At 65.9% G+C, this 18,342-nt stretch carries 18 protein-coding genes; 7 read left to right on the top strand and 11 right to left on the bottom strand.

The window, feature by feature from the left end:
• The 7 genes from A39O_RS31635 to A39O_RS31625 all read right to left on the bottom strand — a co-directional run.
• The coding region (locus A39O_RS31635; RefSeq protein ID WP_281170041.1) for a transposase at positions 1–816 on the bottom strand (816 nt) is incomplete at its 3' end.
• An 89-nt stretch (positions 817–905) separates the two neighbouring features.
• Entirely contained in the window at positions 906–1,376 is a 471-nt protein-coding gene (ispF, locus tag A39O_RS0102310) for a 2-C-methyl-D-erythritol 2,4-cyclodiphosphate synthase (protein WP_020503102.1), read from the bottom strand.
• Positions 1,370–2,077, bottom strand: a complete 708-nt coding sequence (gene ispD, locus A39O_RS0102305) for a 2-C-methyl-D-erythritol 4-phosphate cytidylyltransferase (protein WP_083924437.1) — start codon at positions 2,075–2,077, stop codon at positions 1,370–1,372. Before ispD ends, ispF begins: the two co-directional genes overlap by 7 nt.
• Positions 2,078–2,192: 115 nt before the next feature.
• Positions 2,193–2,504: a cell division protein FtsB gene (gene ftsB / locus A39O_RS31630; RefSeq protein WP_040526905.1), complete on the bottom strand. Its 312-nt coding sequence runs from the start codon at positions 2,502–2,504 to the stop codon at positions 2,193–2,195.
• A gap of 61 nt (positions 2,505–2,565) precedes the next feature.
• Positions 2,566–3,843, bottom strand: coding sequence for a phosphopyruvate hydratase (eno, locus tag A39O_RS0102295; RefSeq protein WP_020503099.1), 1,278 nt, complete (start codon positions 3,841–3,843; stop codon positions 2,566–2,568).
• 539 nt (positions 3,844–4,382) lie between these two features.
• Positions 4,383–5,219 carry a 3-deoxy-8-phosphooctulonate synthase gene (gene kdsA, locus A39O_RS0102290; protein WP_020503098.1) on the bottom strand — a complete coding sequence of 279 codons (837 nt, stop codon included), beginning with the start codon at positions 5,217–5,219 and terminating at the stop codon, positions 4,383–4,385.
• Entirely contained in the window at positions 5,216–6,874 is a 1,659-nt protein-coding gene (locus A39O_RS31625; RefSeq protein ID WP_020503097.1) for a CTP synthase, read from the bottom strand. Before A39O_RS31625 ends, kdsA begins: the two co-directional genes overlap by 4 nt.
• A gap of 324 nt (positions 6,875–7,198) precedes the next feature.
• On the opposite strand from A39O_RS31625, the gene A39O_RS0102280 reads away from it, so the two are divergent.
• Both A39O_RS0102280 and fnr read left to right on the top strand, forming a co-directional pair.
• Complete coding sequence (locus tag A39O_RS0102280; RefSeq protein ID WP_020503096.1) at positions 7,199–7,708, top strand: hypothetical protein; 510 nt, start codon at positions 7,199–7,201, stop codon at positions 7,706–7,708.
• A 207-nt stretch (positions 7,709–7,915) separates the two neighbouring features.
• A complete protein-coding gene (gene fnr, locus A39O_RS0102275) occupies positions 7,916–8,674 on the top strand; it encodes a fumarate/nitrate reduction transcriptional regulator Fnr (RefSeq protein ID WP_020503095.1) in 759 nt (252 codons plus the stop codon).
• Here the strand turns inward: fnr and dnaQ are convergent.
• The 3 genes from dnaQ to A39O_RS0102260 form a co-directional block, all read right to left on the bottom strand.
• Positions 8,671–9,387, bottom strand: coding sequence for a DNA polymerase III subunit epsilon (gene dnaQ / locus A39O_RS0102270; RefSeq protein ID WP_020503094.1), 717 nt, complete (start codon positions 9,385–9,387; stop codon positions 8,671–8,673). The two genes, fnr and dnaQ, sit on opposite strands and share 4 nt — an antisense overlap.
• Before the next feature lie 101 nt (positions 9,388–9,488).
• The gene (gene rnhA / locus A39O_RS0102265; protein ID WP_020503093.1) at positions 9,489–9,932 is read right to left on the bottom strand and encodes a ribonuclease HI; all 444 of its coding nucleotides are present in this window, start codon (positions 9,930–9,932) and stop codon (positions 9,489–9,491) included.
• Between the two features lie 147 nt (positions 9,933–10,079).
• Positions 10,080–10,838 (bottom strand): class I SAM-dependent methyltransferase, encoded by a 759-nt coding sequence (locus tag A39O_RS0102260; RefSeq protein ID WP_020503092.1) that lies wholly within the window; start codon positions 10,836–10,838, stop codon positions 10,080–10,082.
• A 320-nt stretch (positions 10,839–11,158) separates the two neighbouring features.
• Here A39O_RS0102260 and A39O_RS0102255 point away from each other — a divergent pair, with 320 nt between their 5' ends.
• From A39O_RS0102255 to A39O_RS31620, 4 genes are all read left to right on the top strand, one after another.
• The gene (locus A39O_RS0102255) at positions 11,159–12,610 is read left to right on the top strand and encodes a transglycosylase SLT domain-containing protein (protein WP_020503091.1); all 1,452 of its coding nucleotides are present in this window, start codon (positions 11,159–11,161) and stop codon (positions 12,608–12,610) included.
• Between the two features lie 36 nt (positions 12,611–12,646).
• A complete protein-coding gene (locus A39O_RS0102250; protein ID WP_020503090.1) occupies positions 12,647–13,891 on the top strand; it encodes a methyltransferase domain-containing protein in 1,245 nt (414 codons plus the stop codon).
• Between the two features lie 74 nt (positions 13,892–13,965).
• Positions 13,966–14,532 carry a L,D-transpeptidase family protein gene (locus tag A39O_RS0102245; protein ID WP_020503089.1) on the top strand — a complete coding sequence of 189 codons (567 nt, stop codon included), beginning with the start codon at positions 13,966–13,968 and terminating at the stop codon, positions 14,530–14,532.
• Between the two features lie 121 nt (positions 14,533–14,653).
• Positions 14,654–14,878 carry a hypothetical protein gene (locus A39O_RS31620; RefSeq protein WP_020503088.1) on the top strand — a complete coding sequence of 75 codons (225 nt, stop codon included), beginning with the start codon at positions 14,654–14,656 and terminating at the stop codon, positions 14,876–14,878.
• Positions 14,879–14,908: 30 nt separating this feature from the next.
• Here the strand turns inward: A39O_RS31620 and A39O_RS0102235 are convergent, their stop codons facing one another.
• Positions 14,909–15,817 (bottom strand): HD domain-containing protein, encoded by a 909-nt coding sequence (locus A39O_RS0102235; RefSeq protein WP_020503087.1) that lies wholly within the window; start codon positions 15,815–15,817, stop codon positions 14,909–14,911.
• 602 nt (positions 15,818–16,419) lie between these two features.
• Here A39O_RS0102235 and glsA point away from each other — a divergent pair.
• Entirely contained in the window at positions 16,420–18,252 is a 1,833-nt protein-coding gene (gene glsA / locus A39O_RS0102225; RefSeq protein WP_020503086.1) for a glutaminase A, read from the top strand.
• The last annotated feature ends 90 nt before the right edge of the window (positions 18,253–18,342 follow it).

Here is an 18,342-nt window from a genome sequence, read left to right as displayed (position 1 = left end):
ATGCACGGTCGTGAGCAGGTGGGCGTCGGGAACACTCGCCACCGTGGTCTCGACGTTCACGATCACATGCGCAGTCCCCGGGTCGCAGGTCTCCGTGAAGTGAACTTTGTAGCCAACCCAGTCCACGCTGCGCTTGGTGCTGTAGCGCGCCTGCGGGTCGTAAGGCGACTCGATCCGCTCGGCTAGAGCGGATAATTCGTGCCCCGGGCGCCACGCGAGCGCGCCGTCGCGCAGGCAGTATTGCTGCTCCCACACCTGCCGCAGTGTCTGTATCGCCGGGAGGTTGTTGAGCCAGGCCTGCGCGGGCGCCGCGTCGATGGCGTCCAACAGCACGTGCCCATCGCTCCCGATCTCGGCCGCCAGACCGTCGCGCGCCTCCTTGCCCGGGGGCAAGCGGTAGTTTTCGATGCGGTGGCCATAACGCTCGTACCAGGCGGACGGGGCGATCGTGCACAGCCAGTCGGGTACTACGCTTGCTACGGCATTCAACGCGGCACGCAGCGTTTCGCCGACCCGTTCCAGTCGGTTGAGGGTGCGTACCGCGGCCAGGATATGGGTCGAATCGGTGCGTTGACGACCGCGCGCCTTGAGCAACCCCATCTCCTGCAACTGCACCAGCAAGGTGTCGAGCAGACGCTGTTCGGCCTGTCCGGTCGTCAGGCGCGCACGAAATTCGCTCAACACGGTATGGTCAAATCCCGGATCGGTCAGCTCGAGCCCGAGCAGGTATTTCCAATCCAGCCGTCCCCGCACCGCGTCTGCTGCTGCGCGATCGGACAGGTTCTCAACGAACTGGAGCACGGTTACCCAGGCCAGGCGTCCCGGCCGGTTGCCCGCGTTGGGGTTCGTTCCTCACCCCAACCTACGGCATTGCGATCCGAAGGCTATACGAACCCCGCGACCGCCTACTCATTCAGCAACACCACCGCCAAGGCCGCAATCCCCTCGCCGCGGCCGGTGAATCCCAGATGCTCGGTGGTGGTGGCCTTGACGTTGACGCGCGCCGGGTCGCAGCCCAGGTCGGCGGCGAGCAGGGCGCGCATGGCGGCGATGTGGGGCGCCAGCTTCGGGCGCTGCGCGATGATGGTCACATCCGCGTTGTGCACCGCGAGCCCCAGCCCGCCCAGGCTAGTCATGACCCGCTGGAGCAGGATGCGGCTGTCGATTCCGGCATAGGCCTGATCGGTGTCCGGGAAGTGGTGACCGATGTCGCCCAGACCAGCCGCACCGAGCAGGGCGTCGCAGAGGGCGTGGATGGCCACGTCGCCGTCGGAATGGGCGGCCAGCCCTTGGTCGTGCGGCACCGTGACGCCGCACAGGATCAACGGGCGCCCGGGGGCGAAGGCATGGACGTCGAAGCCCTGACCGATCAGCATGAGCGTGCCTGCATGTCGAGATAAAAACGCGCCAGGGGAAGGTCCTCGGCACGGGTGATCTTGATATTGTCCGCGTGCCCCTCGATCAATCGGGGGCTCAGTCCGCTAAGCTCCATGGCGGAGGCGTCGTCGGTGACCAGATCGCCGGCGTTGATGGCGGCGCGCAAGGCGTCGCGCAGCGCGCCGAGACGGAACATCTGCGGGGTGAAGGCGTGCCACAGGGCCGCCCGATCGATGGTGGCGCGAATCCGACCGTCGGGGTTCGCACCTTTCATGGTGTCGCGCACCGGCACGCCCAGGATGCCGCCCACCGGATCGTCGGCGAGTGCGGTGATGAGCCGATCCAGGTCAGCCTGACGCAGACAAGGCCGGGCGGCGTCGTGCACCAGCACCCAGTCGGCCAAGTCGGCCTCAGCCGCCAGGTCATCCAATGCGTTCAGCACGGAATGGCAGCGCTCGGCGCCGCCCGCCACCCGCCGCACCTTGGGATGATTGGCGTAGGCCGTGGCCGACCAGAAGCCATCTTCAGGACCCAGCGCGACCCGGACTCCGCTGATCCGCGCGTCGGCGAGAAAGGTGTCGAGTGTCCACTCGATCACCGGCCGCCCCGCCAGATCCAGATATTGCTTGGGAATGACAGCACCGAGTCGCCGGCCAACGCCAGCGGCCGGCACCACCGCCCAGATTTTTATGGTACTCAATGAATGGCCAAGTGCTTTGATTGAAGTTGATTCGCGTGCATTGCGGGCGTAGTCCGCGCAGCGGACCCCACGATAAGCGGTGAGGACCGACGACCGACGACCGACGATCAAGACCTCATTTCGTCGGCGCCGCCGGCACCGCCGCCTCCACCTTGGGCCGCTCGATCACCTGGATGAAGGCCTCACCCGGCTTGATCATGCCCAGTTCGCCGCGTGCCCGCTCTTCCAGGGCAGCCTCCCCGCCGCGCAGGTCCTCGACCTCCGCCTGCAGCTCCTGGTTGCGGGTCCGTAGGCGGTCCAGATCCTGGCGCTGCGCGGCGATTTCCTGTTGCAGCCCATGCAGATCCGCGAGGCTCCCCGCCCCGACCCAGAGCCGGTATTGGAGAGCCACGACCAGAGCAACCAGGACGACGACCAGGAAGCGCATGAACGGGCGCGGTAGGGTGCCGACCGCGGACCAGAGCCAACTGGTCCGCGGTGCGGTTAACTCACAACCAGCGGAAAGCGCCGCGTCCGGCATAGACCGCCTCGTCACCCAACTGGTCCTCGATGCGCATCAACTGGTTGTACTTGGCCACCCGGTCGGAACGCGACAGCGACCCGGTCTTGATTTGACCGGCCGCGGAGGCCACGACCAGGTCGGCGATGGTGGTGTCCTCGGTCTCACCGGAGCGGTGAGAGACCACCGCCGTGTAACCCGCGGCATGGGCCATGCCGATCGCCTCCAGGGTTTCGGTCAAGGTGCCGATCTGGTTGACCTTGATCAGGATGGAGTTGGCGATGCCCTTGGAAATGCCTTCCTGCAGGATCTTAGTGTTGGTGACGAAGAGGTCGTCGCCGACGATCTGCACCCGGCTGCCCAGACGATCGGTGAGGCGCTTCCAGCCGTCCCAGTCGCCTTCCGCCAGACCGTCCTCGATGGTGATGATCGGATACTGGTCAACCCAGCCCTTGAGCATTTCGATCACGCCGTCGGAATCGAGCTTGCGGCCCTCGCCTTCCAGGTCGTAGACGCCATCCTTGTAGAACTCGGAGGCGGCCACGTCCAAACCGAGATAGATATCCTGACCGGCCTTGAACCCGGCCTTGCCGATCGCTTCCAGGATGACCTCGACCGCAGCCACGTTGGACGGCAGGTCAGGGGCGAAGCCGCCCTCGTCGCCCACCGAGGTGGCCAGACCCTGGCCCTTGAGGACCGACTTCAGGGCGTGAAAGACCTCGGCACCATAACGCACCGCCTCGCGGATATTCGGGGCGCCGACCGGCAGGATCATGAACTCCTGGAAGTCCACGCTGTTGTCCGCATGCTGGCCGCCGTTGATGATATTCATCATCGGCACCGGCAACCGATAGGGGCCGGCGGAGAGCGAACGGTAGAGCGGCAGGGCCTTCTCTTGAGCGGCGGCATGGGCGGCGGCGAGCGACACGCCCAGCAGGGCGTTGGCGCCGAGCCGACGCTTGTTGTCGGTGCCGTCCAGACTGATCATGCAGCGGTCGATCGCCGCCTGATCGGTGACATCAAGGCCCAACACGGCCTCGCGCAGTTCACCGGCGATGTTGGCAACCGCGGTGAGCACACCCTTACCGCCGTAGCGGCTCTTGTCTCCATCGCGCAGTTCCAGTGCCTCGCGGGAGCCGGTCGAGGCACCCGAGGGGACGATAGCGCGGCCAATGGCGCCCTCGGCAGTGATGACATCGGCTTCCACCGTGGGGTTGCCGCGTGAATCCAGGACTTCACGGGCACGGACGTCGACGATCTCAGACATGGCGCGGATCTCCAGTTAACGAACAAACAGATTTTAGGGGTAACACGTCGATCAATGGGACGGTCAGGCGCCTTGCTGCGGCGATACCGGGCGTCCGCAGGGGCTTCACCCCGCGGGCGACCGGGCGTCTGACCCGTCCTCTTTCTTCTACCTCGGCAGCAATTCCAAATTTGGGCGGCCTCGCGCAACCTCTGGTGGATGCGGCGCGCGCGACCGCCGTGCCGAGTCCCTGACACCGAGCGGCGCGCCTTATCCACCCTACAACGGAGCCGGTCTCGTAGGGTGGATAAGCGCAGCGCATCCACCATCGGCCTCGCGGCCGACACGCTGTTGGCGGCGGCCACCCAAATTTGGAACTGCTGCTACCTCGGCGTCGTCCTTGACACATCAGGCGATTGCTGTCTCATCCGGCAATCGCCACGGGTGCGGTCCGATGTGGTCGCAGACGCGCGTAGGATTAGGCAGAGCGATGCCCATCCTACCGAAAGGCCCGGCCCAAACAAACCACATCACTGCCGATCACACCCGATCGCTCCAGCCTACAAGTCAGCTTCTACGAAACCCGCAGACTTTACCAGCCGGTCAATCTCGACCAGGGTCGTCAAGAGCTCGCGCATCCGGTGCAGCGGCCACGCATTAGGGCCGTCGCTCAAGGCTTCCTCTGGACGGGGGTGGGTCTCCATAAAAATCCCGGCGACCCCCGCGGCCACCGCGGCGCGGGCCAGTACGGGCACGAACTCACGCTGACCGCCCGAGCAGGCGCCCTGCCCCCCCGGCAACTGCACCGAGTGGGTGGCATCGTAAACCACCGGGCAGCCGGTCGCGCGCAGCACCATGAGCGAGCGCATGTCCGACACCAGATTGTTGTAACCGAACGAGACGCCGCGCTCACAGACCAGGATGTGATCATTGCCCACCGCGCGCGCCTTGTCCACGACATGCTGCATGTCCCAGGGGGCGAGGAACTGACCCTTCTTGATGTTGACCGGCCGACCCTGGCGGGCGACCGCCTGGATGAAATTGGTCTGCCGACACAGGAAGGCGGGGGTCTGGAGCACATCGACCACCGCCGCGACCTCGTGAAGCGGCGTGTCCTCATGGACATCGGTGAGGATCGGCACGCCGAATTTGGCGCGCACCCCCTCCAGGATCTTGAGTCCAGCGGCCAGTCCCGGCCCGCGAAAGCTCGCCGTGGATGAGCGATTGGCCTTGTCGAATGAGGACTTATAAATGAACGGGATGCCGAGGGCGGCAGTGATTTCCTGCAGGGTCCCGGCGGTCTCCTCGGCCAGGGACTCGCTCTCGATCACACAGGGACCGGCGATCAGGAATAGCGGGCGGTCGAGCCCGACCTCGAATCCGGCCAGCGGCATCATGGGGTATCGACCCCCACCCGGGCCGGTGGTTGCGCCTTTCGCTGATCGAGTGCGGCCTTGATGAAACCGCAGAACAGTGGGTGGCCGTCGCGCGGCGTGGAGGTGAACTCGGGGTGGAACTGACAGGCGATGAACCAAGGATGATCCGGGATTTCGATGATCTCGACCAGCCGGTTGTCGAGCGACCATCCGGACAGGCGCAGCCCCGCATCCTGCATCAGATTCAGGTAACCGTTGTTGAACTCATAGCGATGCCGGTGACGCTCGCGGATCTGCGGGCTGCCGTAGACCGCCCGCGCCAGGCTGCCCGGCTCCAGCCGACAGTTCTGCCCGCCCAGCCGCATGGTGCCGCCCAGCTCCGACTGCTCGTCGCGGGTCTCGACCTGGCCATGCTCGTCGCGCCACTCGGTGATCAGCGCGATCACCGGGTGCGGCGTCTGGCGGTCGAACTCGGTGCTGTGGGCACCCTCCAGCCCGCACACGTCGCGGGCGTACTCGATCACGGCGACCTGCATCCCGAGACAGATCCCGAGGTAGGGCACGCGCTGCTCACGGGCAAAGCGCGCGGCCAGGATCTTGCCCTCGATGCCGCGTTCACCAAAACCGCCGGGGACCAGGATCGCGTCCAGCCCGACCAGGCTGGCCGTGCCGTCACGTTCCAGATCCTGCGAGTCGATGTAGACCACTTCCACCCGGGTATCGGTATGCACACCGGCATGGGCCAGCGCCTCGGACAGCGACTTGTAGGCCTCGGTCAGGTGCATGTATTTGCCGACCATGCCCACCCGCACCTGGGCCTCGGGATGGTCGAACCCGTGGAGCACCCGGTCCCACTCGCTGAGATCCGCCTCGCCGACCTCGAGGTGAAACTGCCGCACGACCAGTTCGTCGAGCCCCTGAGCATGGAGCAGGCGCGGAATCCGGTAAATGTTGTCCGCGTCCGCCGCGGAGATGACGGCGTTCTCGGGCACATTGGTGAAGAGCGCAATCTTACGCCGCTCCTCATCCGGAATCGCCGTCTCGCCCCGACACAGGAGCACGTCCGGCTGGATGCCGATGGAGCGTAACTCCTTGACCGAGTGTTGGGTGGGCTTGGTCTTGATCTCCCCGGCGGTGCGCAGAAAAGGCACCAGGGTCAGGTGCATGAAGAGCGCGTTTTCGCGGCCCTCCTCCACCCGCATCTGGCGGATCGCCTCCAGGAACGGCAGCGACTCGATATCGCCCACGGTCCCGCCGATCTCCACCATGGCGATGTCGGAACCGGCCGCGCCGAGCCGGATATTGGCCTTGATCTCGTCGGTGATGTGCGGGATGACCTGGACGGTGCGGCCCAGATACTCGCCACGGCGTTCCTTGCGGATCACGCTGTCGTAGATCTGACCGGTCGTGAAATTGTTGTGGCGGCCCATGCGGGTGCGCAGGAAGCGCTCGTAATGGCCCAGGTCCAGATCGGTCTCGGCGCCGTCGTCGGTGACGTACACCTCGCCGTGCTGGAACGGACTCATGGTCCCCGGGTCCACGTTGATGTAGGGATCCAGCTTGATCATGGTGACCTTCAGGCCGCGCGCTTCCAGCAAGGCCGCCAGTGAAGCCGAGGCGATGCCCTTGCCCAGCGACGAGACGACGCCGCCGGTTACGAAGATAAACTTGGTCATAAGCGGTCAACGATGCGATGAACTGATCCAGGGCTGAGCCCGATTATCCCCGACACGCTACCAAATTCGCCGCAACCCCTCAATGCGCCATCTCGATCGCTACCGCGAAACCGGTGCGCCGCCCGCGATCGGCCAGGGCGAACGCGCGTCGGCCGGCGGCGCAGACGCTCGGGTTCCGCCAATAGTTTACCTATCAAATCGGCTAACAGTCGCGTATAGTCCGGGAGCGCGTCAAATCTAATGAAACGCAGGCCAGGTCACGATCTCCGATCGGCGGCCGCCTCCCACCCGAATTACTACTACATTTATCAGGAGCATCGACAGATGCAAAAATTTGCCAAGTTGATCAGTGTCGTCGCCATCGCCGGCGCGGCTGCCTTTGCCGCGAACACCGCGCAGGCCTGGGGCGGGCCCGGCGGCTGGGGCCCCGGCGGCGGCAACAACAACGGCGGCGGTTGGGGGGACGGCAGCGGCATGGGCGACATGTGGAACGACATGATGGGTGACGGCTCCGGCGACTTCAACATGAACATGAGCGGCAGCGGCACCGGCACCGGTCGCGGCTATGGCCGCGGTTACGGGCGCGGCGACGGGCGCGGCTACGGCAACGGCTACGGCAATCAGGGTTACGGCGGCTATCCGGGCTACGGCTACGGCGGCGGCTACCCCGGCTACGGCGGCGGCTACCCGGGCGGCTACGGCGGCGGCTATCCGGGCGGCGCTTACGGCGGCGGCTATCCCGGCTACGCGGCGCCCATGGCCCCGATGGGTCCGATGGGTCCCTACGGCGCCCCCCCGGCTCCGCCCGCCCCGCCGGTCGCCGAGACCAGGTAACTACAAGCAGGCGTCCGCGACGCCACCGGCCGCGCCCACCAGGCGCGGCCTTTTTTTTGCCTGGAACCTGCGATTCGACCAACTGTTGCCGCTCCGGCTGCCCCATATTGTCGTTCGGGACAAGTGCGAATCGACTTTGACTTGATCCAGATCAAAGCTTGCCCTCAATATAGAGCATTGAGAACACGCCAACTGGGGGCAGCCGCCTTGAACCAGCGCAACATCATTTCGTTTGAGACGCTTCGGGTCGCCTGCAAAAATTGTTCGGTGGGCTCCCTGTGCCTGCCCTTGGGGCTCGAACCGGAGGACATCGGGCGGCTTGAAAACATCGTCAAGCGGGCCCGCCCACTGCACCGCGGTGACTACCTGTTCCGCGACGGCGACCGCTTCCGCTCGCTTTACGTGGTCAAGACCGGCTCAGTGAAACGCTATGCGCCCAGCGCGGAAGGCGGCGAACGCGTGCTGGGCTTCCATCTGCCGGGGGAGATCATCGGACTGGACGCCATCGACAAGGACGCCCATGCCTGCGCCGCCAAGGCACTGGAGACCTCCGCACTCTGCGAGATCCCCTTTCCCCGTCTGGAAGAACTGAGTACAGAGATCCCCAGCCTCCAACGCCAGATGTACCGGCTGCTGAGTAAAGAAATCTCCAACGAAACCGAAATGCTGCTCTTGCTCGGCAAGAAAAGCGCTGAAGAGCGGCTGGCGACCTTCGTGCTCAACATGTCCAAGCGACTGCAAAAGCGCGGGTTGTCGCCAACCGACTTCCATCTGAGCATGTCACGTCACGAAATCGGCAACTATCTCGGACTTGCGGTCGAGACCGTGAGCCGACTCTTCACCCGCTATCAGGAAGACGGGCTGATGGTCGTCGACCGCAAGCACATCCAACTGATCGATCTCGACGGGCTGGAGGCCCTGAGCAACGGCACCGGACTCACGCGTCAGCAGCACCAGCACAATTAAGCTCTAAGCCACAGACACCCATCCGCACTGGCGGCGTCGATGGCCGCCAGCCGAGCGGCGTGCGCACGTTGCGCCGCCTCCCCGGCCGCGATCACCGGCAGCCGCTGACGCCCCGGGTCGAGCCGGCCGCGCTGATTCGACAGGCTCCGCTGTCCCGGCTCGGCGCCGGCGTCCCCACCCAGGTGCATGACCACCTGACCACCGGTCATGGCCAGATAGACGTCAGCCAGGATCTCGGCGTCCAGCAAGGCGCCGTGCAAATCCCGATGCGAATTGTCCACCCCATAGCGCTTACACAGCGCGTCCAGGCTGTTGCGCTGGCCGGGATGCAGCCGACGCGCCATCAGCAGGGTATCGTTGACTTCGCAGAGGTCGCTGATCCGCGTCGCGTCGGCGCGCCACCGCACCAGTTCATGATCCAGAAAGCCGATATCAAAGGCGGCGTTATGGATGATCAGCTCGCTGCCGGTCACGTAGCGCAGGAAATCCTCCGCGACCTCAGCAAAGCGGGGCTTGTCGCGCAGGAAGTCGTTCTCGATCCCGTGGACCGCGACCGCATCGGCGTCGATCTCGCGATCGGGCTGAAGATATTGGTGGAAATTGTTGCGGGTGAGGCGGCGATCGATCAACTCGACACAACCGATCTCGATCAGACGATGACCTTCACGCGGGTCGAGCCCGGTGGTCTCGGTGTCCAGAACGATTTGGCGCATGGGCAGGGGGGACTCCTTCGGACCGGATGACAGAGAAAGGGATAGTCAGCGAAACAGGGCCAATAGGGAACGCCTTTGGCGTCAACGAAGTCCCCTGGGGCTCAACCAAGTGCGCCGCGCGGGATACCCTGATTGGCCAGCCGATCGGCGCGCTCGTTGTCGGGGTGACCGGTGTGACCCCTGACCCAGTGCCAGTCGACCTGATGGGGCGCCAAAGCACCGTCGAGCCGCTCCCACAAATCGCGGTTCTTGACCGGCTTGCGTTCAGCGGTGACCCAGCCGTTGCGCTTCCAGCGGCTCATCCACTCGGTCACACCGCGCTTGACATACTGCGAGTCGGTGGTGATCGCGATGCGGGTCGGGCGCTTGAGCGACTCCATCGCCGCGATCACCGCCATCAGCTCCATCCGGTTATTGGTGGTCTGGCGCTCCCCGCCGCACAGCTCCTTCTCGGTCTCACCAAAGCGCAGCAAGGCCCCCCAACCGCCGGGCCCCGGATTGCCTTTGCATGCGCCATCCGTAAAGGCATGAACAACCTCAGTCATCGACACTCCCCTTCATCATTCCCCTCCAGGCCGCCGCCGCGGCGGTCAGCGAAACAGATAGCGTTCGCACCTGATATCCAGACAGACCTTCGTGTCGGGGCCGGTTTGAAACCCGCCCCTAGGTCCGGTTATCACGTCCGCAGGCTATCACATGGTGTTGCGGGCACTCGGCTCGATCGCCCCAGCCGGCAGCAGCGCACGGCGCGCACTCCAGGAGGGCCGCAACGGCGTCAGGGTCGAGACCCGCTTCACCGCCTTAATGACATAAACACCGCCCAAGGCCGGCCAGAGCGCGCGACCCAGGGTATCGAGGACCGCCAGCCGCGGACTCAGCGCACCATGGATCGGCGGCCGGAACATGATCTGCTTGCGAACCTCAATGTCGAACCCCAAGAGCGACAGCCAATCCTCGACCCGGTACGGGGTCAGGAAATGCCCGCACCAGGGAACGCGCCGCCGATAACGATAGAGCAACCGCAACAGGCCCCAACTGCTCAGGGCGTTGAACCCGAGAATGATCACCCGCCCCTCGGGGATCAGCACGCGCTCCACCTCGCGCAGCACCAGACGGGGATCCGACACGAAGTCCAGGGTATGCGTCAGGAGTGCCGCATCGATGCTGTCGGCGGCAAGCGGCAACGCCGCCGGGTTGCCGACGACCTGGAGTCCGTGGGGCCCCGCCGGCGCGCGGCAGGGCAGCAAGACACGGTGGCGGATGCGGGTCGCGGCCAGGACCTCCCGGAAGCAACTGCCGACCCCGACCTGCACCAGATAATACCCGAAGGTATCGAGTAACAACGCTTCCAGGCAAGCCGCCTCCTGGGCCGCGACGGCCTTGCCCAGCGGCGTCCGGTACCAGTTTTCGAAACTTGCCAACGGATAGCCCGGGCCTTTGCAAGCGGTCATGTGAATGCCTCTCAAGAGGAACCGCCGCCGCGCGCGACGCCCCCGCGGTGCAGCGAAGCACCGCACCGCGACGCACCGCCATCGTGAATCCGGGCACGCGCCGATCCTGGCCGATCCAGGACAACATCAGCCAAACAGGTTCAATCAGCGTCTCCCGAGCGCCTCATGGTACCCAGTATTTGCGGCGCTGTCCCCGCTGCCCCGTACCGCAAGACCGTGCCATACGTCTGGTAATGACTGCCGTCTTTGCGTATCATACGGAAGATTACCCGTAAGAAGCTATGTAAAGCAAGCACTTACGCTTAGATCGGGGGGTTTTTATGCGCTTTTCCAAACCATTGGTACGCCGCTTTGGCGTGCCGTCTGCCCTATTTGTCGCCATTTCCGCCATCAGCGGCTGCGCCGGCAACCAAGATCGGATCACGGCCACCGACGACGGCTACGGCGACATGGTGTCGGCCCGTGAGTACGGTTATGTCCGTCCCGCGGGGGAGGCAAAACGCTTCGCACGACGTGACGCCGTGCCGCAGGGAAGCTATGGCGACCTCTGGACCAACGTCCGTTCCGGCATGAAGCTCGATCTCCATGCCAATGCCCGTATCGACGCCAAGGTCGACAGCTTCCGCCGCGACCCGCAGTATCTCGCCAAGCTCTCGGAACGCGCCAAGCCCTATCTGCATGTCGTCATCGGCGAAATCCAGCGGCGCGGACTGCCCGCCGAATTGGCCTTGTTACCCCATGTCGAGAGCCGCTACAACCCGGCCGCCACCTCACCGGTGGCCGCGGCCGGCATGTGGCAGTTCATGCCCTATACCGGCCGTGAGATGGGTCTGCGGCAAGACGCCTGGCGCGATGAGCGACGCGACATCCTGGCCTCGACGCGGGCGGCCATGGACTATCTGCAACAACTCCAGCGCCGCTTGGGCGGCAATTGGGAACTGGCCATGGCCGCTTACAACTGCGGTCCGGGGCGGGTGGAGTCCGCGCAGGCGGCCAACCGGGCGCGCGGCAAGCCGACCGACTTCTGGTCACTGAACCTGCCGGGCGAGACCGAGAATTACGTGCCGCAGATTCTGGCCGCCGCGCGGCTGGTCGCGGAACCCGCGAAGTACGGCCTGCGCCTGCCGCCGGTACCCAGCGCACCTCAACTCGAAGTCGTCCGTACCGAGCGCCCCATGGACCTGGTGCGCGTGGCCCAGGCCAGCGGCGTCGGACTCGCGGAAATCCAGAGACTCAACGCCGGCGTCAAGCGCGGCCAAACCTCGCCCGAAGGACCGGGACAGGTCATCGTTCCGGCCGGCACCGGTCAGCGCGTGACGGCCGTCCTGCCCCAGGCACGGGTCATGGCCGCCACGGCCCTCTCCGGAGGTTCTTACGCACCGGCGCTCGCCGCGGCGATCCCGCGTGCGCGCCCTGCTCCAGTTGAGTCAAAGGTCTATGTCGTCAAAGCGGGCGAGACCCTGGCCGCGGTCGCGCGCGCCCGTGGGGTCGACCTCACCGAACTGGCCGAACTGAACGCCATGGCGCCGCGCGAGCCCCTGCTGCCGGGGCAAAGCCTGCGTGTTCCCGGCAGCGCCGACAGCGCCGTCCCGAGCAGCGGCACCCTGGTCACCCATCGGGTGCGCAAGGGCGAATCGCTGGACGCGATTGCCCGTCGTTATGGTGTCACCGTCGACGAACTGGTGCGCTGGAATCCGGTCGCGGGCAACGCGGAACCCCGCAACGGCGCGGTGATTCGTATCTATAAGCGCGCGTCCGAGTTTGCATCCTGATCGCGACTACAACCACCACACACCCGGCGCGTCCGCATGTCACACGCGGCTGACGAGACCCCGGCATCACTGGATCTGACCAGCAGCCGGGCCATGGCACGGATGCGCTTCGACCTGACCTGGCAGTGCCCGCGCGCACGGCACCAGGATAGTCTGGTCGCGACCAAACTCAACCTCTGGCGGGACCTGTTCCCGCCGGGGCTGGATGCGCGGGTGATGGGCCAGCCGCGCGGCCACCGGATCGAGCAGCGGTTCGCTCCCGGTGAACTGGTCGAACCCTGGCGCGAAGCAGCCTGTGTCCGCCTGCATCGCCACCAGTTCAATGCCGCCGGCGGCGGACCCACGGACCTGCAGCCGCGACTCGGCCGTTTCTATCCAAAGACGCTGTTCGATGGCCTGCCCACCGCGGTTCAGGGCAAGCCTCACCCACCGCGACTGGTCGACGTTCGCGCGGACAGCCTGCAAGCGGACTGCAATCACCCGCTGGCCGAACAACAACTCCAGCTCGCCGTCACCATCGAATCCATCTGGGCCCACGGCGAGGAGCGCGGCGGCCGCTGCACTGACGTGGCCGACCTGGTGACCGCCAACGGACCGGGCATGCAGGCCCGCTGGCGCACCCTGGCAACGGACTTCTGGTCCGACCAGCCCTTCACGCGCCGGGACGCGCGCCCGGATCCGATGTTCTACCAGGCCCCGCGCCTCGTCGATCACCTCGACCGCGCCGCCATCGCCGAGATCAGCGCACTCTACGGCCGCCTCATCCCGCCGGGCGCCCGCATCCTGGACCTGATGGCGAGCTGGCATTCACACCTGCCGGACGCCTTGACCGCGGACCGGGTGGTCGGGCTCGGCCTGAATCAGGCGGAACTGGACGCGAACCCGCGCTTGACCGACCGGGTCGTCCAGGATCTCAACGCGGCACCTGAGCTCCCGTTTCCGGATGGGGTCTTCGACGCGATCGTCTGCACCGTGTCGGTGGAGTATCTGATCGACCCACGCGCGATCTTCCGTGAAGCCGCACGGGTGCTGCGCCCCGGCGGCTGTCTCGTCATCACCTTCTCCAACCGCTGGTTCCCGACCAAGGCGATCCGGATTTGGGAAGCACTTCATGAATTCGAGCGGCCGGGCCTGGTACTCGAGTACTTCATCGACTCCGGCCGCTACCGCGACCTCCAGACCTGGTCACTGCGGGGCCTGCCGCGCCCGCCCGACGACCCCTATGCGGATCGGCTCGCCGCCGCGGACCCGGTCTACGCTGTCTGGGGCCTCCGCATCTGACCGGGTGACACCGCGGCGGACGATTCGATAGAATAGAGGGAAGGTTAACTTCTCTTCTCAACTTAATGCTTTCTATGTTAAATCTACCCAGCCTACTGCTCTTGCTCGGCGCGCTTGCCACGCCCCTGACCGCCTCGGCTTTCTCCTTCCCCTGGACCAAGACCGCCCCGCAAGACGCGGCCAAAGCCCAGCCCCATCAGGCGCCATCGCACCGTTCGGGCGAACCGCGCCTGGCGGATCGAATCCTCGTCAAGAAAGCGGAGCGCCGCCTCTATTTGATGCGCGGGAATGAACCCATCCGCAGCTACAAGATCGCGCTCGGCTACCAGCCCACCGGCCACAAACAGCGCCAAGGCGACGGCCGCACGCCGGAAGGGCGCTACTACATCGATCGACGCAGCGACGGGAGCAACTATCGCAAAGCCCTGCATATCTCGTACCCGCGCGAGGAAGACCGCCTGCGCGCACTACGCCAGGGCAACGACCCCGGCGGCCTGATCATGATCCACGGCCAGCCCAACAACCGGCGCGAGCGGCGCACCGGCGATTGGACCTTCGGGTGCATCGCCGTCTCCGACATGGAAATCGACGAGATTTGGGAACTCACGACCAGGGGGACGCCGGTCGAGATTCTGCCTTAGCCCATCCGTCGCTTTCATCCGGCAGTTGCTCGCACAAAGACACAAAGAAAACGAAGAGCGTCTGAGAGTTGCGCGACCATCACCCGCACTGAACAGTGGCAGGCCGACCAAGCGAACCGATTTGGAAAGTAACATTCCGGGCACCGGCGAGTTTCGCAAGCTGCGCTGGGAGGACGCGCGGCGCGGTGGGCTGCGGATCATTTTCTACCTGCTCACCGCCGATCACCAAGTCTGGTTTTTCACTCTCTACGACAAAGACGAGGCGGCCGATCTCAGTCAGGATGAGAAGCATGCCTTGAAGCAGGCGATTCAAGCCGAACTGGCGCAACGGAGACCGAAGCGATGACGGGTAAACGCAATCTGATTAGGGAGTCGATCAGGTGCTACAGCCGCCTGCCGACTGTTCCATAGACGCCCGGATCACGCACCGTAATTGCTCAAGATTGGGCTCAAAGAACTGCGCAACCAGGAGCCCCGCCGCCAGGTGTCGATCCAGAAAGGCCAGCTTCTGCGCGGGTGTGGCGGCGATGCGGCAATCCTCCCGCGATAGCCGCTCCTGGCATTGCATGGCGTGATCGTAGGTCAAGGCAATCGACGGGAGCAGGTCGGCCTCGGCCAGCAGGACGGCCTGAAACGCCAGGTCCGGATCGGTCGCGAGCAGCCCCAGGGGGTCAGCACCGGGCAGCACCGCGGGTGCCGGGCCGCCCTGGTGAAAGTGCCGGAAACAGCAGCGTGCATAAGGCCCCCCGCTGGTGACCTCGGTGGCCAGCACCAGGGCCGCGATGCGCGTGATCTCTTCTTGCGCGACCCCGGCCGCCGCCAGGCAGGGCCGGGCCGCGTCCATCGCCAATCGTTCCAGGCGAAAGGGTTGGCCGGCGTTGGTGGTGCCGTCATGGTGAAGGTCATGCACCAGGGCCGCGACGGCGATCCGCGCCTGCTGCGCGCCCGCCAGCCCGGCGTGCTTGGCGAGGAACAGGCTGCACAGCAAGACTTCACAGATGTGCCGGCTGTTGTGGTAGGCGTTGCGGGCCTGACCCGTCACCCCGTCATCCAGATCGGCGGCGATGCGCGTCCCGGCCACGGCCAGCGGGTCGCGCGGGCTCATCCCGACGTTGGCGGCCACCGCCGCGAACACCCGGCAGGTGCGCCGCTCCAACTGCTCGACGGCCTGGAGGCAAGCGACGATCTCGTTGGCGACCATCTCCGGCGAGGCCTCGGACAGGATGACGAAGGGTGCCCTGGACAGGTCGGGAAACGGCGATCCGGTGGCCTGGGGCTGATTCATGGAGACAACCTGTTTACTCTGTCCAGGGGATTCCCGAAGACTGATTGGGATAGTAGGACTCGGACGGGACGGATTCCAGCCCGATGACGGCTAAACCGCGCCAGCTCCAGCAATCGTCGAGTCTGCCGGGGCCGATCTCATCCAAGAACATCGCCTACCGCGCTGGGCACGGCGCAGCCCTGCGCCAATCGCGCTGATCCCTGCGGGCACCGGCGGGCCGGCGGCCATGACCTGCCCTGTCGCCTTGGCGCGGTTGCCCCGAAACCGACCGTACCCGGTGCCCCGCGCCACTCCTTGGTGCATCGCCCTCGGTTTGACGGCTCGAACGCAGCGGTGACACGCCCGACCCCATCGCGGCGGGACGCCGCTCCCACAGGGTCGCTGCGCGACTTTCACGGTAAAGCATAGACCTCCAGCGCGCGACGCCCGGACGCCGGCCGAAACGACAATCAAGGCCGGTTTGCCTGCCGCAGCGGCACGAGGAAGAGCGTTGTGTGCCGGGCGCCCCAAGCACGGCCCAGTCACGGGCCGGCCAAGTCCCTATCTGGCTCGGACTTTGCTTGGGCTTTTTACCCCCGTGTTCCACTCAGGTGTCCCTGCCAATGGCGGTCAAGGCGCTCGTCGACTCCCCGATTCAAAAATACCTGGAGGCGCTGCACGGGCGCGTCGCGGACCTGCGCGAAGGTGACCTCGCCTCCTACATCCCGGAACTGACCAGCGCGGACCCGGAGTGGTTCGGCATTGCCGTCGCCACGGTGGATGGTCATGTCTATCAGGTCGGCGACAGCCGCCAGGCCTTCACCATCCAATCGATCTCCAAACCCTTCGTCTACGGGCTGGCACTCGCCGATCTCGGGGTCGAGCGGGTCTTGGCCAAGGTGGGAGTCGAACCTTCGGGCGAGGCCTTCAATTCGATCAGCCTGGAGCCCGGCACCGGGCGCCCCCTGAACCCCATGATCAACGCCGGTGCCATCGCCACCACCTGCATGATCGCCGGGGACAGCCCGGAGCAGCGCGAGCAACGGATACTCGAGATGTTCGCGCGCTATACCGGTCACCCCATGGTGGTCGACGAGCGGGTCTATGCCTCCGAGGCGCGCACCGGGCACCGCAATCGGGCACTCGCCCACCTGATGCGCAATTTCGACGTCATCGAGACCGATCCGGAACCAGGGCTCGACCTGTATTTCCGCCAATGTTCGGTGCTGGTGAACTGCCGCGACCTGGCCCTGATGGGCGCCTGCCTGGCCAATAACGGGGTCAACCCGGTCACCGGGGTGCGCGCGTTGCCGGAGGCCCAGGTCGCGCGGGTGTTGTCGGTCATGTCCTCCTGCGGCATGTATGACTACTCGGGCGGATGGATCTACAGCGTCGGGATGCCGGCCAAGAGCGGCGTGGGCGGCGGCATCGTTGCCGTCCTGCCCGGTCAGGTCGGTATCGCCGTGTTTTCACCGCTGCTCGATGCCCGCGGCAACAGTTGTCGCGGCATCCGGGTGTGCGAGGAGATCTCCCGGGACTTCGATCTGCACCTCTTCCACACCAGCCGCTCCACCTCGGCCGCGATCATCCGCGCCCGCTATGACGCCACGCTGGTCGGCTCCCAGCGCCGCCGCCGACTGGCCGAGCGGGACCTGCTGGCACAACACGGCAACCGCGTGCGCGTCTACGACCTCCAGGGCGAGTTGACCATCGGGGCGACCGAATCACTGGTCCACGAGGTGCTGGACGAGTTGGCGGGGGTGGAGGTGTTGATCCTGGACCTGGCGCGGGTCGTCAACGTCGATCAGGCCGCCGCCCGGATGCTGGCGGACCTGTCCCGCGACCTCACCGGTCAGGGGCGCACCGTGCTGATCCCCGGGGCGGCCAACAAGTATGCCTTTATGCGGTTGGTGGCCCAGGCGTGGCCGCAGTCTCAGGATTTGGCGATCTTTCAATTCAGCGATAGCGACCACGCCCTGGAGTGGGCGGAGGATCGACTGATCGCGACCCTTGCGCCCCCGACCGACCCGACCCAAGAGACCGCGCTTGCCGACAACGACCTCTGTGTCACGCTGTCCGGCGAGGAGCGCGCCGGGCTTGCGGCCATCGCGCAGCGCCTGGAGTTCGCCGCTGGGGCGCCGGTGTTTCGCACCGGCGAAGCAGCCGATGCACTGTTCCTCATCGCCCAGGGCCGCTTCGAGGTCCTGTTGCCGGCCCCCGGGCAGCCGCCGCGGCGGCTCTCCACCCTGTCCCCTGGCATGTACTTCGGCGAATTACCCCTGGCGAGCGGCCAACCCCGTTCGGCCGATGTGGTGGCGCGCGACGGCGGCGCCTGCTGGCGCGTTCCCTTTGCGGCGATCGAGGCGGGGCTCAAGATTCGGCTGCTCTCGACCATCGCCTCACAGCTTGCGGAACGCCTGGCGGAACAGGCGCGGGTGCAGCGGCTGTTGGGCTGAGCGGGCGCGTCTTGCCGCAGTCACCGCACCCCCGGGCGGCCGCCGGTACTGGAGAGACACACCCGTGACCGAGCGCGACGCCAGTCACTG

The organism is Lamprocystis purpurea DSM 4197 (assembly GCF_000379525.1).
Classification (GTDB): Bacteria; Pseudomonadota; Gammaproteobacteria; order Chromatiales; family Chromatiaceae; genus Thiodictyon; species Thiodictyon purpureum.
Note: the sequence above shows the minus strand (reverse complement) of the source record. Positions and strands in the feature narration are given on the sequence as shown.

Coding starts and splice junctions, on each gene's coding strand:
- ispF (WP_020503102.1), bottom strand. CDS start 1,376: ATGCTGATCGGTCAGGGCTTCGACGTCCATGCCTTCGCCCCCGGGCGC.
- ftsB (WP_040526905.1), bottom strand. CDS start 2,504: ATGCGCTTCCTGGTCGTCGTCCTGGTTGCTCTGGTCGTGGCTCTCCAA.
- eno (WP_020503099.1), bottom strand. CDS start 3,843: ATGTCTGAGATCGTCGACGTCCGTGCCCGTGAAGTCCTGGATTCACGC.
- kdsA (WP_020503098.1), bottom strand. CDS start 5,219: ATGATGCCGCTGGCCGGATTCGAGGTCGGGCTCGACCGCCCGCTATTC.
- A39O_RS31625 (WP_020503097.1), bottom strand. CDS start 6,874: ATGACCAAGTTTATCTTCGTAACCGGCGGCGTCGTCTCGTCGCTGGGC.
- A39O_RS0102280 (WP_020503096.1), top strand. CDS start 7,199: ATGCAAAAATTTGCCAAGTTGATCAGTGTCGTCGCCATCGCCGGCGCG.
- dnaQ (WP_020503094.1), bottom strand. CDS start 9,387: ATGCGCCAAATCGTTCTGGACACCGAGACCACCGGGCTCGACCCGCGT.
- rnhA (WP_020503093.1), bottom strand. CDS start 9,932: ATGACTGAGGTTGTTCATGCCTTTACGGATGGCGCATGCAAAGGCAAT.
- A39O_RS0102260 (WP_020503092.1), bottom strand. CDS start 10,838: ATGACCGCTTGCAAAGGCCCGGGCTATCCGTTGGCAAGTTTCGAAAAC.
- A39O_RS0102255 (WP_020503091.1), top strand. CDS start 11,159: ATGCGCTTTTCCAAACCATTGGTACGCCGCTTTGGCGTGCCGTCTGCC.
- A39O_RS0102250 (WP_020503090.1), top strand. CDS start 12,647: ATGTCACACGCGGCTGACGAGACCCCGGCATCACTGGATCTGACCAGC.
- A39O_RS0102245 (WP_020503089.1), top strand. CDS start 13,966: ATGTTAAATCTACCCAGCCTACTGCTCTTGCTCGGCGCGCTTGCCACG.
- A39O_RS0102235 (WP_020503087.1), bottom strand. CDS start 15,817: ATGAATCAGCCCCAGGCCACCGGATCGCCGTTTCCCGACCTGTCCAGG.
- glsA (WP_020503086.1), top strand. CDS start 16,420: ATGGCGGTCAAGGCGCTCGTCGACTCCCCGATTCAAAAATACCTGGAG.